Source organism: Pseudomonas sp. 2FG (assembly GCF_005502935.1).
Classification (GTDB): Bacteria; Pseudomonadota; Gammaproteobacteria; order Pseudomonadales; family Pseudomonadaceae; genus Aquipseudomonas.
In genome coordinates, this window is record NZ_SCMP01000001.1 from 215,644 (window position 1) to 231,710 (window position 16,067).

The 16,067-nt window shown below is 62.9% G+C and carries 11 protein-coding genes; 1 reads left to right on the top strand and 10 read right to left on the bottom strand.

The annotated features are described in order from the left end of the window. The first annotated feature begins 100 nt into the window (after positions 1–100). Entirely contained in the window at positions 101–2,791 is a 2,691-nt protein-coding gene (acnA, locus tag FFS13_RS00985) for an aconitate hydratase AcnA (RefSeq protein ID WP_137817259.1), read from the top strand. A gap of 82 nt (positions 2,792–2,873) precedes the next feature. Here the strand turns inward: acnA and FFS13_RS00990 are convergent, their stop codons facing one another. From FFS13_RS00990 to FFS13_RS01035, 10 genes are all read right to left on the bottom strand, one after another. Continuing rightward, positions 2,874–4,310, bottom strand: coding sequence for a mannose-1-phosphate guanylyltransferase/mannose-6-phosphate isomerase (locus FFS13_RS00990; RefSeq protein ID WP_137817260.1), 1,437 nt, complete (start codon positions 4,308–4,310; stop codon positions 2,874–2,876). Positions 4,311–4,396: 86 nt separating this feature from the next. Further along, entirely contained in the window at positions 4,397–5,527 is a 1,131-nt protein-coding gene (locus FFS13_RS00995) for a mannuronate-specific alginate lyase (protein ID WP_137817261.1), read from the bottom strand. Positions 5,528–5,536: 9 nt separating this feature from the next. Further along, positions 5,537–6,184, bottom strand: coding sequence for an alginate O-acetyltransferase AlgF (locus FFS13_RS01000; protein ID WP_137817262.1), 648 nt, complete (start codon positions 6,182–6,184; stop codon positions 5,537–5,539). A gap of 34 nt (positions 6,185–6,218) precedes the next feature. After that, the gene (locus tag FFS13_RS01005) at positions 6,219–7,379 is read right to left on the bottom strand and encodes an alginate O-acetyltransferase (RefSeq protein WP_137817263.1); all 1,161 of its coding nucleotides are present in this window, start codon (positions 7,377–7,379) and stop codon (positions 6,219–6,221) included. Positions 7,380–7,391: 12 nt separating this feature from the next. Further along, positions 7,392–8,927 carry an MBOAT family protein gene (locus FFS13_RS01010; RefSeq protein ID WP_137817264.1) on the bottom strand — a complete coding sequence of 512 codons (1,536 nt, stop codon included), beginning with the start codon at positions 8,925–8,927 and terminating at the stop codon, positions 7,392–7,394. A gap of 89 nt (positions 8,928–9,016) precedes the next feature. Next, complete coding sequence (locus FFS13_RS01015) at positions 9,017–10,444, bottom strand: alginate O-acetyltransferase (protein ID WP_171006388.1); 1,428 nt, start codon at positions 10,442–10,444, stop codon at positions 9,017–9,019. Between the two features lie 10 nt (positions 10,445–10,454). Then, a complete protein-coding gene (algG, locus tag FFS13_RS01020; RefSeq protein WP_137817266.1) occupies positions 10,455–12,029 on the bottom strand; it encodes a mannuronan 5-epimerase AlgG in 1,575 nt (524 codons plus the stop codon). Between the two features lie 44 nt (positions 12,030–12,073). Then, on the bottom strand, positions 12,074–13,507 hold the full coding sequence (locus FFS13_RS01025) for an alginate export family protein (RefSeq protein ID WP_137817267.1): 1,434 nt from the start codon (positions 13,505–13,507) through the stop codon (positions 12,074–12,076). Beyond that, positions 13,504–14,889 (bottom strand): tetratricopeptide repeat protein, encoded by a 1,386-nt coding sequence (locus FFS13_RS01030; protein ID WP_137817268.1) that lies wholly within the window; start codon positions 14,887–14,889, stop codon positions 13,504–13,506. Before FFS13_RS01030 ends, FFS13_RS01025 begins: the two co-directional genes overlap by 4 nt. Further along, positions 14,886–16,040: an alginate biosynthesis protein Alg44 gene (locus FFS13_RS01035; protein WP_137817269.1), complete on the bottom strand. Its 1,155-nt coding sequence runs from the start codon at positions 16,038–16,040 to the stop codon at positions 14,886–14,888. Before FFS13_RS01035 ends, FFS13_RS01030 begins: the two co-directional genes overlap by 4 nt. Positions 16,041–16,067 lie beyond the last annotated feature (27 nt).

Consider the following 16,067-nt stretch of genomic DNA (forward strand, 5'->3'; position numbering starts at 1 on the left):
GATGGCGAGACCGCCCACGCAGGGCTAGCTTGAAGACCTAGCGTCAAACACCAGCTCCGTTCAGCCAGGCCCGCCCCTGGGGGCCTCAAGGAGATGCGCAATGCCGTCCCTGAATAGCTTGAACAGCCGCCGCAGCCTCGAAGTCGGCGGCCAGACCTACTACTATTACAGCCTGCCGGAAGCCGCGAAAACGCTCGGCAATCTCGACAAACTGCCGATGTCGCTGAAAATCCTGCTGGAAAACCTGCTGCGCTGGGAGGACAACCAAACCGTCAGCGCCGTCGACTTCCAGGCCCTGGCAGACTGGCTGAAGACCCGCAGCTCGGAGCGCGAAATCCAGTACCGGCCGGCCCGCGTGCTGATGCAGGACTTCACCGGCGTGCCGGCCGTGGTCGATCTGGCTGCCATGCGTGCCGCCATGGCCAAGGCCGGTGGCGATCCGCAGAAGATCAACCCGCTCTCCCCCGTCGACTTGGTCATCGACCACTCGGTGATGGTCGACAAATTCGCCAGCGCCTCGGCCTTCGCGCAGAACGTCGAGATCGAGATGCAGCGCAACGGCGAGCGCTACGCCTTCCTGCGCTGGGGCCAGCATGCCTTCGACAACTTCAGCGTGGTGCCGCCGGGCACCGGCATTTGCCACCAGGTCAACCTGGAGTACCTCGGCCGCACGGTCTGGACCAAGGAGGAAGACGGCAAGACCTACGCCTTCCCCGACACCCTGGTCGGCACCGACTCGCACACCACCATGATCAACGGCCTCGGCATTCTCGGCTGGGGGGTCGGCGGCATCGAAGCGGAAGCCGCGATGCTCGGCCAGCCAGTGTCGATGCTGATTCCCGAAGTGGTCGGCTTCAAACTCAGCGGCCAGCTGAAAGAAGGTATCACCGCCACCGACCTGGTACTCACAGTCACCCAGATGCTGCGCAAGAAGGGGGTGGTCGGCAAATTCGTCGAATTCTATGGCGACGGCTTGGCCACACTGCCGCTGGCCGACCGCGCCACCCTCGCCAACATGGCGCCGGAATACGGCGCGACCTGTGGTTTCTTCCCGGTGGACGAGATCACCCTCGGCTATCTGCGTCTGTCCGGCCGCCCGGAGCAGACCGTGGCCCTGGTCGAGGCCTACAGCAAGGCCCAGGGCCTGTGGCGCCTGCCAGGCCAGGAACCAGCGTTCACTGACGCCCTGGAGCTGGACATGAGCAGCGTCGAGGCCAGCCTGGCCGGACCGAAGCGCCCGCAGGATCGCGTGGCGCTGCCGAACGTCGGCAAAGCCTTCGACGAGTTCATCGGCTTGCAGCTCAAACCCGCCGGCAGCAGGGATGTCGGTAACGGCATCGACTACCAGGACGACGGCCAGACCCACCGGCTGCAGAACGGCGCGGTGGTGATCGCCGCCATCACCTCCTGCACCAACACCTCCAACCCCAGCGTGATGATGGCCGCCGGCCTGCTGGCGAAAAAAGCCGTAGAGAAAGGCCTGCAACGCAAACCCTGGGTGAAAAGCTCACTGGCGCCGGGCTCCAAGGTGGTCACCGATTACTACAAGGCCGCCGGGTTGACCCAGTATCTGGATGAACTCGGCTTCGATCTGGTCGGCTACGGCTGCACCACCTGTATCGGCAACTCGGGGCCGCTGCTCGAACCCATAGAGAAAGTCATCCAGCAATCCGACCTGACCGTCGCCTCGGTGCTCTCCGGCAACCGTAACTTCGAAGGCCGCGTGCATCCGCTGGTGAAAACCAACTGGCTGGCCTCGCCGCCGCTGGTGGTCGCCTACGCCCTTGCCGGTACGGTGCGGATCAACCTCAGCGAAGATTCGCTCGGTCAAGGCAAAGACGGCAAGCCGGTGTACCTGCGCGATATCTGGCCCAGCCAGCAGGAGATCGCCGAGGCCATCCTCAAGGTCGACACCCGCATGTTCCACAAGGAATACGCCGAGGTCTTCGCCGGTGACGAGCAATGGCAGGCGATCCAGGTGCCCGCAGCGGCTACCTACGCCTGGCAGGCCGAATCCACCTATATCCAGCACCCACCGTTCTTCGAGGATATCGCCGACGCGCCACCGCACATCGGCGACATCCACCAGGCGCGGATCCTCGCCCTGCTCGGCGATTCGGTGACCACCGACCACATCTCGCCGGCCGGCACTATCAAGGCGGACAGCCCGGCCGGGCGCTACCTGCGTGAGCACGGCGTGCAAGCGCAGGACTTCAACTCTTACGGCTCACGGCGCGGCAACCATGAGGTGATGATGCGCGGCACCTTCGCCAATATCCGTATCCGCAATGAAATGCTCGGCGGCGAGGAAGGCGGCAACACCCTGCACGTGCCGAGCGGCGAGAAGCTGGCGATCTACGACGCCTCCATGCGTTACCAGGAAGAAGGCACCCCGCTGGTGGTGGTCGCCGGCAAGGAATACGGCACCGGCTCCTCCCGCGACTGGGCGGCCAAGGGCACCAATCTGCTTGGCGTGAAGGCGGTGATCGCCGAAAGTTTCGAGCGTATCCACCGCTCCAATCTGGTGGGCATGGGCGTGTTGCCGTTGCAGTTCAAGGCGGGCCAGGAGCGCAAGACCCTGCAACTGACCGGCAAGGAAAAGCTCGGCATCTACGGTCTGGATGGCGTCGAGCTGCACCCGCTGATGAACCTCATGGTGGAAGTCAACCGTGAGGATGGCAGGCGCGAAAGCTTCGAGGTGCTGTGCCGCATCGACACCCTCAACGAGGTCGAGTACTTCAAGGCCGGCGGCATTCTGCACTATGTGCTGCGGCAGTTGCTGGCAGGTTAAGCACAGAAACAGACCCGTAGGGTGGGCTTCAGCCCACCAGCCAGGCACAGTGGTGGGCTAAAGCCCACCCTACGGGCCCCGACTAGCCCGCCACCTTGTCCGTCCTGCCGTAGACATCCTCGAGCCGCTCGATGTCGTCTTCGCCGAGGTAGCTGCCGGACTGCACCTCGATGATCTCCAGCGGGATCTTGCCGGGATTCGCCAGCCGATGCACCGAGGCGATGGGGATGTAGGTGGACTGGTTTTCGGTGAGCAGGAAGCTCTTGTCGTCGCAGGTGACCCTGGCCGTACCGGAGACCACGATCCAGTGCTCGGCACGGTGGTGGTGCATCTGCAGCGACAGCTGCGCGCCCGGCTTCACTATGATGCGTTTGACCTGGTGGCGGCTGCCGTTGTCCACCGAGTCATAGCAGCCCCAGGGGCGGTACACCGCGCAATGACCCTGGGTCTCCTGGCGGCCTTTGGCATCCAGGCTGTTGACCAGCTTCTTCACGTCCTGCACCGAATCCTTGTGGGCAATCATCACCGCATCCTTGGTTTCCACCACCACCAGATCGTTCACGCCGACCAGGGTCACCAGCTTGCTGCTGCTGTGCACGAAGCTGTGGTAGCTGTTGTGGGTCTCCACATCGCCCTTGAGCACGTTGCCATCGCTGTTCTTCTCGTGCACGTCCCATAGCGAGGACCAACTGCCGACATCATTCCAGCCCGCGTCCAAGGGCACCACGCAGGCGCTGGCAGTCTTCTCCATCACCGCGTAGTCGATGGAGTTGTCCGGGCAGCACTCGAAGGTATCGGCATCGATGCTCAGCACATTGCCAGCAGGCTTGCTGCGCTCCAGGGTCAGCACGCAGGTGTCATAGATGTCCGGCTCATGGGCACGCAGTTCGTCGAGGAAGCGGCTGGCACGGAACAGGAACATGCCGCTGTTCCAGTAATAGCCACCGCTGCGGACAAACTCTCTGGCACGCTCGTGATTGGGTTTCTCGATGAACTGCTTGACCCGGTAAGCGCCAGGCACCAGATCACCTGCACCATCGTCGCTACGCCCGGCCTTGATATAACCGAAGCCGGTTTCCGGGCGCTCGGCCGGAATCCCGAACAGCACCATCTCACCCTCTTCGGCGGCCGCACGCGCCACTCCGAGCGCCTGGCGTAGCGCCGGCTCGTCACCGATCACATGGTCGGCGGGCAGCACCAGCATGAGTTCATCGCGTCCTTCGGCCAACAGCTTGAGCGCCACCATCGCCACCGCCGGCGCGGTGTTGCGGCCAAAGGGTTCGAGCAGCATCGACTGCGCGTCGATGCCGACTTGAGCGAGTTGCTCGTTGACGATGAAGCGGTGTTCCTGATTGCACACCACCAGCGGCGGCTGCATACCCTCGAAGGACAAACGGTGCAGAGTCTGCTGGAACAGCGACTTGTCGCCGGTGAGGGCGAGGAACTGCTTCGGATAGAGCTTGCGCGACAACGGCCACAGGCGTGAACCACTACCACCAGAAAGAATTACCGGGATCATGAGGACGTCTCCATTTAAGTTCCATTTCAAATTGACACCCCTCCCCGCTAGGACCGCAGTCCTGACAACTGGAGAGCATGCAAACATCAAGGCAGTCGAGCGTTGAACAGCTGGGTGACATCGCCACCCAATCGATAGGTGCTCAGCGGCTCCAAAGAGCGACGCCAGGCATTGGTCCGGGCCGAACAGCGGTACAGCACGCAGTAAGGTTCCAGCCAGGCGAAGCGGCCGTTTTCCTGCAAGTCCTCCAACTCTTGCCGGTAGCCGGTCTTGTCTGCGAACAGCTGCGGATCGTGCAGGCCTTGTTCGACCCGCTGCGCGAGCCGCTGCAAGGCGCCGTTGTTGTCGGTACGCAGATCCAGGCCATTGGCCTGGGCGAATGCCGCAATCATCATCAGCGGCCCCAGGCTGTAGTTGTGATAGGCCAGCGCACGGGTTTGCCGGGACAGCTCCAGCGGCAGGTAACCCTCGGCATCGACCTGTGCCATGCCCTGGCGATACTGCTCGACGGACCAGTCGAACAGGTCGCGCCGATCGAGCACCACCGCGCTCGCCATGACCGCCCAGGCAGCCCAGTACTGGTGGTTGTTACGCCGCTCCATGGGCTGCATGTTCCAGTCGAGCACCACCTGGTCGGCCAGCTTGCCGAGCCAGCGCTCGATGCTCCGGGCCTCGGTTTCATGACCTTGCAGCGGTTGCGAGCGGGAGAATTTCAGGCGCAGGTAGGCAGCGGAGATACTGCCCAGGGCCCATTTGCGTACCGACTTGCCGGTGTGGTTGTACTTCTTGCTGAGCAACGCATCGTCGTCAGCCCATTCCACCAGCCACTCGAGAGCACACTCGGCATACTCCGGATCACCGTCCTCCAGGTACTTGCCAACCCACTTGTTGACACCGTTCTCCAGATTCCGCACATCCGCCGTCAACTTGCGGTACTTGGCCGCAGCCGTCTTGTTGAGTTTGTCCCGCGCGGAATCGGAACCTGCATATTTGCTCGGGAACAGCAGCTCGCCGGTATAGGGCTCGGGCGTGCTTGGGCAGTCGCGTGCGGCCCCCTTGGCAACCGGTGCGGCCAGGTAGAAGCCCCCGGGCGGCAGCAAAGCATGACTGGATAGCGCCCCTTGCTCATGCTCATTCGAGCAGCCCTGCCCCAGCAGCATGGCCAAGGCCAGGGCACTGGCGTAAAGAGCCTGCGAAGTTCCGCTCAAGCACTTCATCGGAGTTCCTCAGTCAGCCGCGACAGGTCGCTTGACCCAGACCGGCGACAGCCTGTCGGCAGTACCGGTGACATACAACGAGACCAGCTCCCCGCGCTCGAGTACCAGCGGGTTGAGGTCGCTGATCTTGCGATCGCCAGCGAACAGCGCCAAACGCACCTTGACCGGGTTGATCTCGCGCTCGCCGCGGGACTTGGCAGACACCGGCTTGATCACCTCGGTCTTGCCGTCTGCGGTTTTCAGGGTCAGCGGGCTGTCGGAAAGGTTCTGCAGGCGCAGCATGGCTTTTTGCCGGTTCTTGAACACCGGCTCGTCCACCAGACTCAGTGCGCCGCCCGGCAGTTGCACCAGGGTGTAGTACTGATCGGCCTTGAGCTGCACCGGCAGGCTTTGCCCGCCGGCCGTTGCCGTATAGCTGCCAGCCGGCAGGAACTCGAAATCACTGCAGGCCTGGGGCTCGATATCGCTGAGCCGAACGCTGCCCAGACTGAGATCGAAAGCAGCGCTGCCGGCGTTATAGCCGCGAATGAAGGTCGAACCGTCCGGCGCCACCGGGCCGTACAGAGCCGCCTCGTCGGCCTGGGCCGGAGTCAGTGCCAGACTGCCCAGCAGGGCAGCCGCAGTGAGTAGGCGAGCGGTCTTGGGAAGCAAAGGCATGGGTATTCTCCTTAACAGTGATGGGGGCGGCGAACTAGTCGCGGGCCAGCGGGATGAAGGGCTGGCTGACTGCCAGGCGTTCGCTGTCGATGACCGCGGACGTCAGGCGCTGCAACCAGGCCGGATCGAAGCCCGAGAGATCGTTGGGCTGCATCAGGTAGCGTTCGGGAAACTCCCAGATGACCAGTTTCAGCGCTGCGGTTTCCGCCTCGCCGCGCTGCAACAGCTTGAGCATTGGCAACACCGGGCCATGGCCGTCCTCGGCGTAGTTGACGAGCTCACTGTGCAGGGCCTGCTTCAGCGCGCCGGCGAAGTTCCACTTCGGGTTGGCGCTGTAGCTGGTACCCACCAGCGCCACCTCGGGCAGAGCCTCAGCGAACAGCGCATCACCCTCGAGCGCCTCGCCAACCGGCTGGGTGCGGCGCGGCACGAAGGTCTCTGCCGGCGGCTGCAAGGTCGAGAAGTACGGGTCCATGGGCAGGAAGCTGAGCAGATCGCCCTTGTGCAGCTCGCGGCCCCGGTCCTCGGTGACGAATGCCGCGGCACCCGGCTGCCACTGCCCCCTGGCCTCGAGGTAACGTGCCAGGCTATTGGCCACGGCCTCGGCGCCGAAAGGCGTCCAGTGGGTATCGGTACGCAGGAACACGCTGCCCTGGGCCTTGGCCTGCAACAACTCGCGAAACAGATCCGGGCCAAGCACCTTGCGCTCCTGCATGCGGCCGAAGGCCTCGCTGTACAACTGCTGCTGGGCGGCCACCGGCTGTACGTCGCCGATATGCTCCCGATACAGCCGGGCCTTGGCCGGTAACAGCGCCAGCACCAGCGTCACGCCCCGGCGGTTGAGCTCGGCGCGTACCGCTTCGATCAGTTGCCAGTTGGTCTGCAGCACATCGCCCTGCGACGCCGGCTTGAACTCTTCATCGGTGAAAAGCCAGTCCTGCCGGCCGACCACTACCCCCGGCCGGCCCTCGCCGAACAGCACGAAATCGAGGGCGGCCCAGATATTGGTGCCGAGCTTCTTCAGCACGAACTGGTCGTCGTAGTGCTTCTCGAAGGCATGCGTCAGCTTGCCGTCGAGCACCGGCGTGTCATCCGCGCTGGAGAAGCTGAGGATGCCGCGGATCGACCACAGACTGAGCCCCAGCAACAGACCGAGAAACAGGCAAATGTAGCTGAGTTGGAGGGATCGTTTCATGGCCCAGGCCCCTCAGAATTGGAAATACAGGAAGGGGGAGAAACTCTGCGCGGAGAGTTTCAGGATCGAGGCGGCAAACAGCAGCAACACCCCGACATGCAAGGCCAGCCACTGCAACCGCAGGCGCAGGGATGGCAGCGCAACCGCCGCCTGGGCAGTGCCTGGCAGCAGGTTGGCGGGGTCGATGAAATGCGCCTGGGCACCACCGCTCTGCCCGACTGCCACCTCGGCTCTGGCCTTGGCAGCAGCACTCAGCGGCTGGCTATGGAACTGGCGGATACCGAACCAAGCCATGGCCAGATAGGCCAGCAGCAGCGTGGCGATCTGCAGACTGGTCAGCTGCGCACTGTTCAGCTCGGACAGGCGCCAGTCGGCGAAGCTGAACATAGCGGCGTACATGCGCCAGGCGACATCGAGGTTCTCGGCGCGGAAGATCACCCAACCGAGCACCACCAGCAGGAAGGTGCAGGCCCAACGCAACGGCTGGATGCGCTGCGGCGCGGCGTCCACGCCGAGGGCGCGCTCGATGGCCAGCCAGATGCCGTGCCAGGCGCCCCAGATCACGTAGGTGAAGTTGGCGCCGTGCCACAGGCCGCCGAGCAGCATGGTCAGGAACAGGTTGCGGTAGGTCTGCAAGGTGCTGCCGCGATTGCCGCCCAGGCTGATGTACAGGTAGTCGCGCAGCCAGGTGGACAGGCTGATGTGCCAACGCCGCCAGAACTCGGTGATCGACTGGCTGATATAGGGCTGCTTGAAGTTCTCCATAAAGCGGAAGCCCATCATCAGGCCGAGGCCGATGGCCATGTCGCTGTAGCCGGAGAAGTCGAAGTACAGCTGCGCGGTGTAGGCCAGGGCGCCGAGCCAGGCATCGCCGGTGCTCGGGTCGGCCAGTGCGAAACAGTGATCGGCGATCGGTGCCAGCGAGTCGGCGATGAAGACCTTCTTGATGAAGCCCTGCATGAAGCGCGTGCAGCCCTCGGCGAACTTGTCGACCGTGTGGCTGCGGTGCTTGAACTGCTCGGCGAGGTCGCGAAAGCGCAGCACCGGGCCGGCAATCAGGTGCGGGAAGATCGCCACGAAGGCGGCGAAGTCGATCAGGTTGTGGGTCGCCGGGGTGTCGCCGCGGTACACATCGATGATGTAGCTGATCGACTCGAAGATGTAGAACGAGATGCCGATCGGCAACAGGATATGGGTGAGCACGAACGGCTGCACGCCGAACGAGGCGATGATGGCGTTGAGGCTGTCGACGCCGAAGTTGGCGTACTTGAAGTAGCCGAGCACGCCAAGATCCACGACTACGCCGAGAACCAGCCAGCGCTGCGCGGCTGTGCTTCTCACCCCGGCGGCGCCGACACGCAGACCTATCCAGTAGTTGAACAGCGTGACTGCCGCAAACAGTGCCAGGAAGTCGATGCGCCACCAGGCATAGAAGAGGTAGCTGGCCAGCAACAGCAGCAAATTGCGATAGCGGTTTCCGCTCAGGTAATACAAGCCGAGGAAAACCGGCAGGAACAGAAACAGAAACACGTTTGACGAAAAAACCATGCACTCAAACTCCCATTGAATGACTAACCCGGCCCCGATCCCTCAGGGGCTCATGCGCCTGCTCTAGCCAGGCGCACAGCACGAACGAACTAGTCGGCCCTCGCCTGCAGCTCGCTTTTTGATGTATTCGCTCTAGGGCAGACTTTCGCTTCGACCTGCAACCCTGCCGGTATGTCTTGCGGCATCTCGATTTCCAGAGACAGCAGGGTCTGGCCAGACCATTCCGCGTCATCACGCAAGTCAAAGACAAAGCGGCCATCCGGCTCGACCTCGCGGCCACGAGAAATGAGCAGGCTGTCCTTGGAGCCACTCATGTACCAGAGCGAGCTGCGCAGCTCCTTGATCTCGGGGTCGCTGAACTGGATATCCGCCACATAGTTTTCGCTGCGGACCGGCCTGACATCGCTATTGACCAGCACTTCGTTCTTGCCTGGATGCAGTGCCACCTTCTGACTGATGGTCGCGGCCGTATCGCGACAGCCGTCGTCGAGCATCGGCATGATCTGGCGATAGAACAGCGGCATCGAGAGGTCGTAATAGCTGGTGATTTCCCAGATCAGCACCTTCGGCGGGTTGTTCTGGAAGTCCTGGCTACCAAGGTATTGCAGCATGGCGCCGTGGAAACCGCCGCCGCTCACCGAACGGTTGTCGATATCGACATTGGCGTGCTGCTTGAGAAAGCCGCCGAAGTTGTACTGCGGCGAGCTAAAGCTGGTGCCGGCGAGCACTATCTCCGGTGTTTCCGCATCACCGAAAAGATCGGCACTTTCGTCCTTCGGCTCGGTGATAAAACGGGGCATATATTGGCTGGCATAGCTGTAGCCACAGATCTTGTCGAACGCGCTGTTGAGCGTGCCAATCTTTGGCATCAGCCTATCGGGGCTACTGACGAACTCCTTGGGCGGAACAGTCTTGAACAGCTCGGACTTGCGCAGCTCTTCTGCCACCAGTCTTGCGGTGAACTCGGCCCCATAGGGTGTCCAGTGGTGGTCGCGCTTGAAGAAGAACGGTTTCTCCGCGTCACCATGCTCATACAGCAGCGGGGTGAGGTCGGGCACTCGAATCCCCAGGCTGCGCATCTTCTCGACCACGGCGTGGTAGTTGCTCTTGGCCAGCTCATAATCGAAGCCCTGGCGCACAGCCGGATCGAGCATTTCAGCATTGGTCATGCCCCGCGGCGGTATGTACACCACCATCAACTCGACACCTTTCTTCTTCAGGGCATCGCGCAGCTGCTGTAGGCGTACATAGCCTTCCGCGGTAGTACCCATCTGCGTCATCAGGTCGGTCTTGGTCCGAAACAGCCAGTCTTTCTGGCCCTGCACCAGCTTGCTGAACTCACTGAGGTCGCCGCTGTAAGTACTATCGAGCATGGCTTGCGGGCAGATTTCACAGCACCGCTCGATCTGGTACTGCGGCGCTTCCGTCGCAAAGGCAAGCTGACCGAAGGCGAGCTCGAGCCCCGCCCCCAAGAGTGACCAGAGGCTTGCGGGCTTTACTACTGAACTCCATCTCATCGCTTGCTCCTCATTGCTCAAATTGCGCCAGCTTGTCGACCGGAAGGACCAGCACGGCCTTCTTCTGTCGAACCAGCAGGTCGATGATCTGGTTCTTGCCATCCGCCAGAGCGCCGAACATGCCGATACCTGTGGGTTGGATGGGCATCAGCATCTCGACTTGATAAAGCTTCACGCTCTGCGGTGAGACCACCGAGATCGCCCCCGACTCATTGCCAATCAGCCGCCCGCCGACCAGGGTCAGCGACATGTTCATGTCGAAGGGGTCGAGCTGCAGATCGCGGTCGGTACCCTTGAGGTCCTTGACATGGCCATAGATGCCCAGCAGGCCATTGGCCGCGGCGAGGTTTTCGTACAGCCCGACATTCATGCTGTTGCGCACGCGAATGCCATGGCGGCCGTTGTTGAAAGCCCTGTTTCCCCACAGCAGGTTGTTACCGCTCTCGTAGAGGGTGATGCCATCGGACTGGTTGCGGTAAACCTCGTTGTGGGCGATCAGGTTATTCACACTGCTGCGGTCAACCACTATCCCTGAAAGGTGGTTCTCGTAAGAGCGGTTGTTGAAGATCCAGCTGTCGTTGACCTCGCGGGAAACAATGATCCCGTGCTTCTGCACCGTGCCGTAGGCGGTGTTCTCGGCAATGATCAGGCGGCGCGAGCGATCATGCGGATCGATGCCGTAGACCAGGTTGTTGCGATAGGTGTTGCCCCTGAGCACGACGTCATAGGCTTCGTAGCAGTAGAAGCCGTACCACATGTCATCGAATGTGGAGTTGAGTAGCCAGCCCATGGGATGGCCGCGCTGCATGATCGGGTGCATCGCCGGACTGTACTGCGAGATGGACACGCCGTAGGACTTGCTGGCGGTGTAGCCGAGGCTGGATACCACAGTGTTGACTATATAGGTCTCGGTACCGCCCCAAGAGTTGAGGAAGGGCCGGAACTTGCCCTTCTTCTTGAACCAGTCCTGCTGATTGTCTGCCTCGCGCCAAGCCGTCAGACGGGTGTCGGTGATAAACAGCTTGCCGTCGTTGATCAGGAAGGCTCCGCGCTCGCTGGAGAGGCGAAAATCCTTGGTTTCCTTGCCTATATGCAGGGTCGCCCCTTGGCTGACCACGATCGGCAAACGCGCCAGATACACCCCGGGCTCGGTTTCGCGGAAATACTTCGGCGGCAGACTGCGCGCCAGATCGGCCGGGGTGACGTAACCGCCCTCGATGAAGATCACCTGCGGCATTTCCCCCTGCCGCTTCACCCACTCGCGCAGCCGCTCGTCCCCGCCGGTGAATTCCACCAGCGGGTTCTGCTCGAGCATGCGCCGAAGCACGATGTTGCCCGCCGGTTTAGCCACGATCTTGGCGTAGACCGCCTCCGCGCTGTAAGGCGAAAGATCCGGCAGTGTCGGCGCGGGCAGCAATAGCGAATCTGCCGGGATACTGCTCACCCGATAGGCCGGTTGCTTGGCTGGTGCAAACACAGCCGCAGCAGCAGTCTCACCCGCCTGCCCGGCCGTGGCCCAGAACAGCCCGGCTACCAGCGCCAGGCCGGCTCCACTCCTGTGCCAGAACGCTCTGTGTAAATCCATTCCGTCTACCTCCATGGTCTGCTCGGTACGCTGTTCACGCCCGCTCAGTAACGCCAGACAAAATCAATGACGGCGCGATGCATGCGCGAATCGGTGCCGCTGACGAAGGCGCCGCCGGGCAAGAACACCCCGCCCCGCAAGCGCACCAGTGCCGCAGAAGCATCCAACCAACCGAGTTCGGCCGGCATCTGCCCTTCATTGAAATAACGGGTCAGCACCAGGTCGTACTCCTGCCCCAGGTCCTTGTCGCCCGGCTCAAGCGCGGCCTGCAGGCCACTGGCGCTGTCTTGCTGGTCATCCACACGCCAGAAACGCTGGTAGATCAGGCTGGCGTCGTAGTCCTTGTCCAGGTTCCAGCCGGCAAACAGGCTGGCCGCCTGCAGGTTGTTCAACTCGCCGCGGTAAGCCTCACCGAAGCGGTAAATGCCCGAGTTGGTGCCGGTGAAATTGGCGCGGTTACTCTGCAGATCGGTCTGCACGAACTGCTCGGAGTCGTCACCATCGACACCACCGCTAGCTCGCGTATAGGTAGTGCCAAGGCGCCAGCTCTCGTCGATGTTCCAGCGCAGGCCGAGGTCGACCGCCCAGGCATCGACGTCCTGGTGTTCCTCCGCGCCGGCTTGCCGTACTCCAGACACCGTACGAGGACGCTGAGTGTCGCCCTCACCCGTCAGCCAGGTGGCGCTGGCCCAGTAGTTGACTGGCAGCGTGCTGCGCTCGTTGTAGAAATCCCCATTGAGCTCCGCGCCAACCCAGGTCAGCTTGCCGGTCTCGGTCTTGCTCAGCTCATCTACTGGGCTGCCAGGCGCCGGCAGATCGCCACTATCATCGCTGTGGTGCAGCTTCAGGCCAGCCCAGTGTCCGGGCCGCCATTGCCTGGAGATGTCGGCGAGCAGGTGCAGCCGGTCCTCATCCTGGGGAGCCAGCTCATTCAGATCGGTGCGGTAGTCGCTGAAGCGTTCGGCGATACCGATGTGGGCATCCAGCAACGTGGTCTCGAAGCTCCAGCGCAGGGCTTCGATATTGCTGTCCCACCACAGGCCATCGGCGCTGCGGACCTTTTGCCGGCCGAGCCGGAGCGACTCGCCCGGATAGGCGGTCAGACCGCCGTAATCGACCCAGAACTCGTGCAGGGCGAGGAAGTGATCATCCCGCTCGCGGGCATCATTCGGATCGAAGGTATCCGTCTCGCTGGTGTCCGACTCGATGACATCGGTGGCGACAAAGGCCTCACCCAACAGGTAGCCGGCCCAATCGCCCTGTTGTTGGTAGATCCACGGCCGCAGGCTCAAGCCGGCGCCATTGAAGTCCCCGCCATCGCGAGTCCCCAGGTCCTGATCATCCGTCGACTGGGCGGTAATCTTGAGGTTGGCGCCGTACGACAAGCCAGGTTGCGGCTGCGCCGCCAGAACGGCGGGGCTAGCCAGCAGGCCGGCGCTGCACAGCAGCATTGCCACTGAAGATTTACTCGAGGTCATAGCATTCCCTGCGCTTGATCGGCTTGGTTCCTGAGGGTGACCTGTGCACCGCTGCGGGCCTGGATCTCCCGGGCGAGCAGGCTTTCCACCTGTTGCTGATCCTGCGGTTGCAGCCTGGGAGCCAGGCGTTCCATCAGCAGTTGCCCCTGCGGCAACCCCTGGTTCTTCGCCAGTACGGCAAAGGTGTAGGCATAGACCGGATTGATGCGGATGCCCTTGCCTTCGCCGAACAGCTGGGCCAGCGCCATATCCGCACTCGGATTACCACCGCGGGCAGCGATCAGTAGATGCTCCAGCGCCTTGTCCGGGTCGATGTCGGCAAGCTGACCTTCGCGGTACAGCTTGCCGAGGAGCAGGTGTGCCCTTGGTTGACCCGGCAGCGCCAGCAACAGGTACTTCTCCGCCGCATGGGGATCGGCCGGCAGTATCTGGCCCTTCAGGTACAACTGCCCCAGCAGCAGCGCGGCCCGTGAAGAACCGGCATCGATGCCCTGCTGCAGGTAGCCGGTCAGCGCCTCGGTGTCCCCTTGCTCGGGGTAGCGCAGGACCAGCTCGGCGAGACCGCACCAGGCCTCCGCATAGACCGGGGTGATGCGCGTATAGAGCGCCTTGGCGGTCTCCGGGGCGGGCTCACCGACACTGCTGTCGGCCAGCACCTTGGCCACCGCCTGCAGGCGCTCGGGCGGCAGCAGGCCGGACTGGTAGCCCGCCTCCAGCCTTTCCAGCAGCTGTTGCTGCTTGGCCTTGTCGCCGCGCCCTTGATAGATCCCGGCCAGTTCGACATAGCACTCGCTGACCTGGGCCAGCCAGCTCTCGCAGGTCCGTTCGATCTCGCCGGCATGCTGGCTATAGTCGCCACGCGCACGGTACAGCAGGATCTTGCCGAGCTGCGCTTCGCCAATGCCCTGCTCCTGCCACTGCGCCAGTTGCCGCTCCAGCTCGCCGCCATTGACCCTCTGCGGGTCCTGCAGTTGCACCTGCAGCAGCGGCAGCAGCGCACTGTTGTCGCCCTCACTCAGGCCCTGACGCAGCAGTTGCTCGGCCTCGACGCGCTCGGCAGGGCTGGGCAGCGGCTTGCTCGCCAGCCACTTGCCCAGTCGCACCGGCGCCACCGCGGAGCGACCGATGGCCTGGCGGTAAAGCGCCTCAGCCCGCGCCTGCTGCTCCACAGAAGGGCTGCGTACCAGCAGGTCGGCCAGGCCGATCTGGGCCTCGACATAGCCTTGCTCGGCCAGGACACGGTAGTTCCGCTCAGCCGTGGCGAGGTCCCCGCTGGATTTGGCCTGCTTGGCCAGCTGCAGGTCAGGCAGCGTCATGCACCCTGACAACAGGCTGAGGCTGATCGAGCCCAACAGCCCGCAAGCAAAGCCGGACCTGCTCATTTGCCGGCCGCCACGGAGTGACTGGCCCAGATACCACTCAGCGGACGAATCCGCACGTCGACCGGGCGCTTGGCCAGGTCACTGCTGAGCGGCTCGTCCGGCTGGATCTCCACGCGGATATCGGAGGCCAGGCCGCCATCCTGCAGCGACATGCTGCTGATCTTGCCGCTACGCGGAGTCGCCTCACCGCCAACCAGGAAGCTCACCTTGGTGCCCGGCTGCAACTCGCCAAACGCACGATAAGGGAAACGCGCCTCGACAGTGGCAACGCTGTCCACCGGCGCCAGCAGGAACACCGGCGCGCCTTTGCTGGCCACCTGGCCATCGCCCACCAGTTGACTCACCACCCGGCAGTCACAAGGGCTGGTCAGGGTGCCCTGGAAGGTCTTACTGAACAGACGCTCCAGGTTGTCCGGGGTCATCTCCGCTTCCGGCAGCACACCCTTCAGCGCATCCAGCATGCTCGCGGAGAAGGTCGCCAGCGGTGCCCCCTTGCTCACTGTGCTGCCCACTGCGACCAGGCTTTGCACCGCGCCTTCGCGCGGCATCGACACCTGCTGGCCGGGCACGCTGACCTGCGCGGAGTCGGCATGGGTGACGAAATAGATGTCATACAGCTGATACAGCACGTAGCTGCAGGCACTGACCCCGACCAGGAAGATCGCCAGGCTGAAACCCACCGCGCGCAAACGGCCAAGGAAACTGCTATCGCTCTCGCCCTTGTTGTTGCGTGCCTTGGTGAAGTTCTCGCGCTGCAGGGTGTTGATCAGATCGCCGACATTGACCAGCTCGCCGCTGAGGAAGGAGCTGATCAGGTAGCGCAGCGCCGAAATCTCGCGCGGCCGCAGGCTGTGGAACTCGCAGCCGGCGCGCTTGCCGCCGATGATCGAACGCACCTGAAACTCGATATCCATGGCAAAGCCGATGCCGTCGACCTCGAACATCAACTTGCCGCGATAGTGCCGGCCCTCGGTCACCAGCTCGTTGTTCAGCTCGAAGCTGAAGCCACCGGCGGACAGGTCGAGCAGCTGCGCTTCCAGCTCCTGACCCTGTGGGCTGTAGTATCTGATCTTCGCCGGCAACTTCAGGCGTGCATACTGGCGCTGGGCTTCCGACTCATGCACGACATTGCTATTGCTGACTGGACTCATCACTGCGCTCATAATTTTTCCCTTTAA

Bases quoted from the DNA above. Each gene is read 5' to 3' on its own strand.
- acnA (WP_137817259.1), top strand. From the start codon at position 101: ATGCCGTCCCTGAATAGCTTGAACAGCCGCCGCAGCCTCGAAGTCGGC.
- FFS13_RS00990 (WP_137817260.1), bottom strand. From the start codon at position 4,310: ATGATCCCGGTAATTCTTTCTGGTGGTAGTGGTTCACGCCTGTGGCCG.
- FFS13_RS00995 (WP_137817261.1), bottom strand. From the start codon at position 5,527: ATGAAGTGCTTGAGCGGAACTTCGCAGGCTCTTTACGCCAGTGCCCTG.
- FFS13_RS01000 (WP_137817262.1), bottom strand. From the start codon at position 6,184: ATGCCTTTGCTTCCCAAGACCGCTCGCCTACTCACTGCGGCTGCCCTG.
- FFS13_RS01005 (WP_137817263.1), bottom strand. From the start codon at position 7,379: ATGAAACGATCCCTCCAACTCAGCTACATTTGCCTGTTTCTCGGTCTG.
- FFS13_RS01010 (WP_137817264.1), bottom strand. From the start codon at position 8,927: ATGGTTTTTTCGTCAAACGTGTTTCTGTTTCTGTTCCTGCCGGTTTTC.
- FFS13_RS01015 (WP_171006388.1), bottom strand. From the start codon at position 10,444: ATGAGATGGAGTTCAGTAGTAAAGCCCGCAAGCCTCTGGTCACTCTTG.
- algG (WP_137817266.1), bottom strand. From the start codon at position 12,029: ATGGATTTACACAGAGCGTTCTGGCACAGGAGTGGAGCCGGCCTGGCG.
- FFS13_RS01025 (WP_137817267.1), bottom strand. From the start codon at position 13,507: ATGACCTCGAGTAAATCTTCAGTGGCAATGCTGCTGTGCAGCGCCGGC.
- FFS13_RS01030 (WP_137817268.1), bottom strand. From the start codon at position 14,889: ATGAGCAGGTCCGGCTTTGCTTGCGGGCTGTTGGGCTCGATCAGCCTC.
- FFS13_RS01035 (WP_137817269.1), bottom strand. From the start codon at position 16,040: ATGAGTCCAGTCAGCAATAGCAATGTCGTGCATGAGTCGGAAGCCCAG.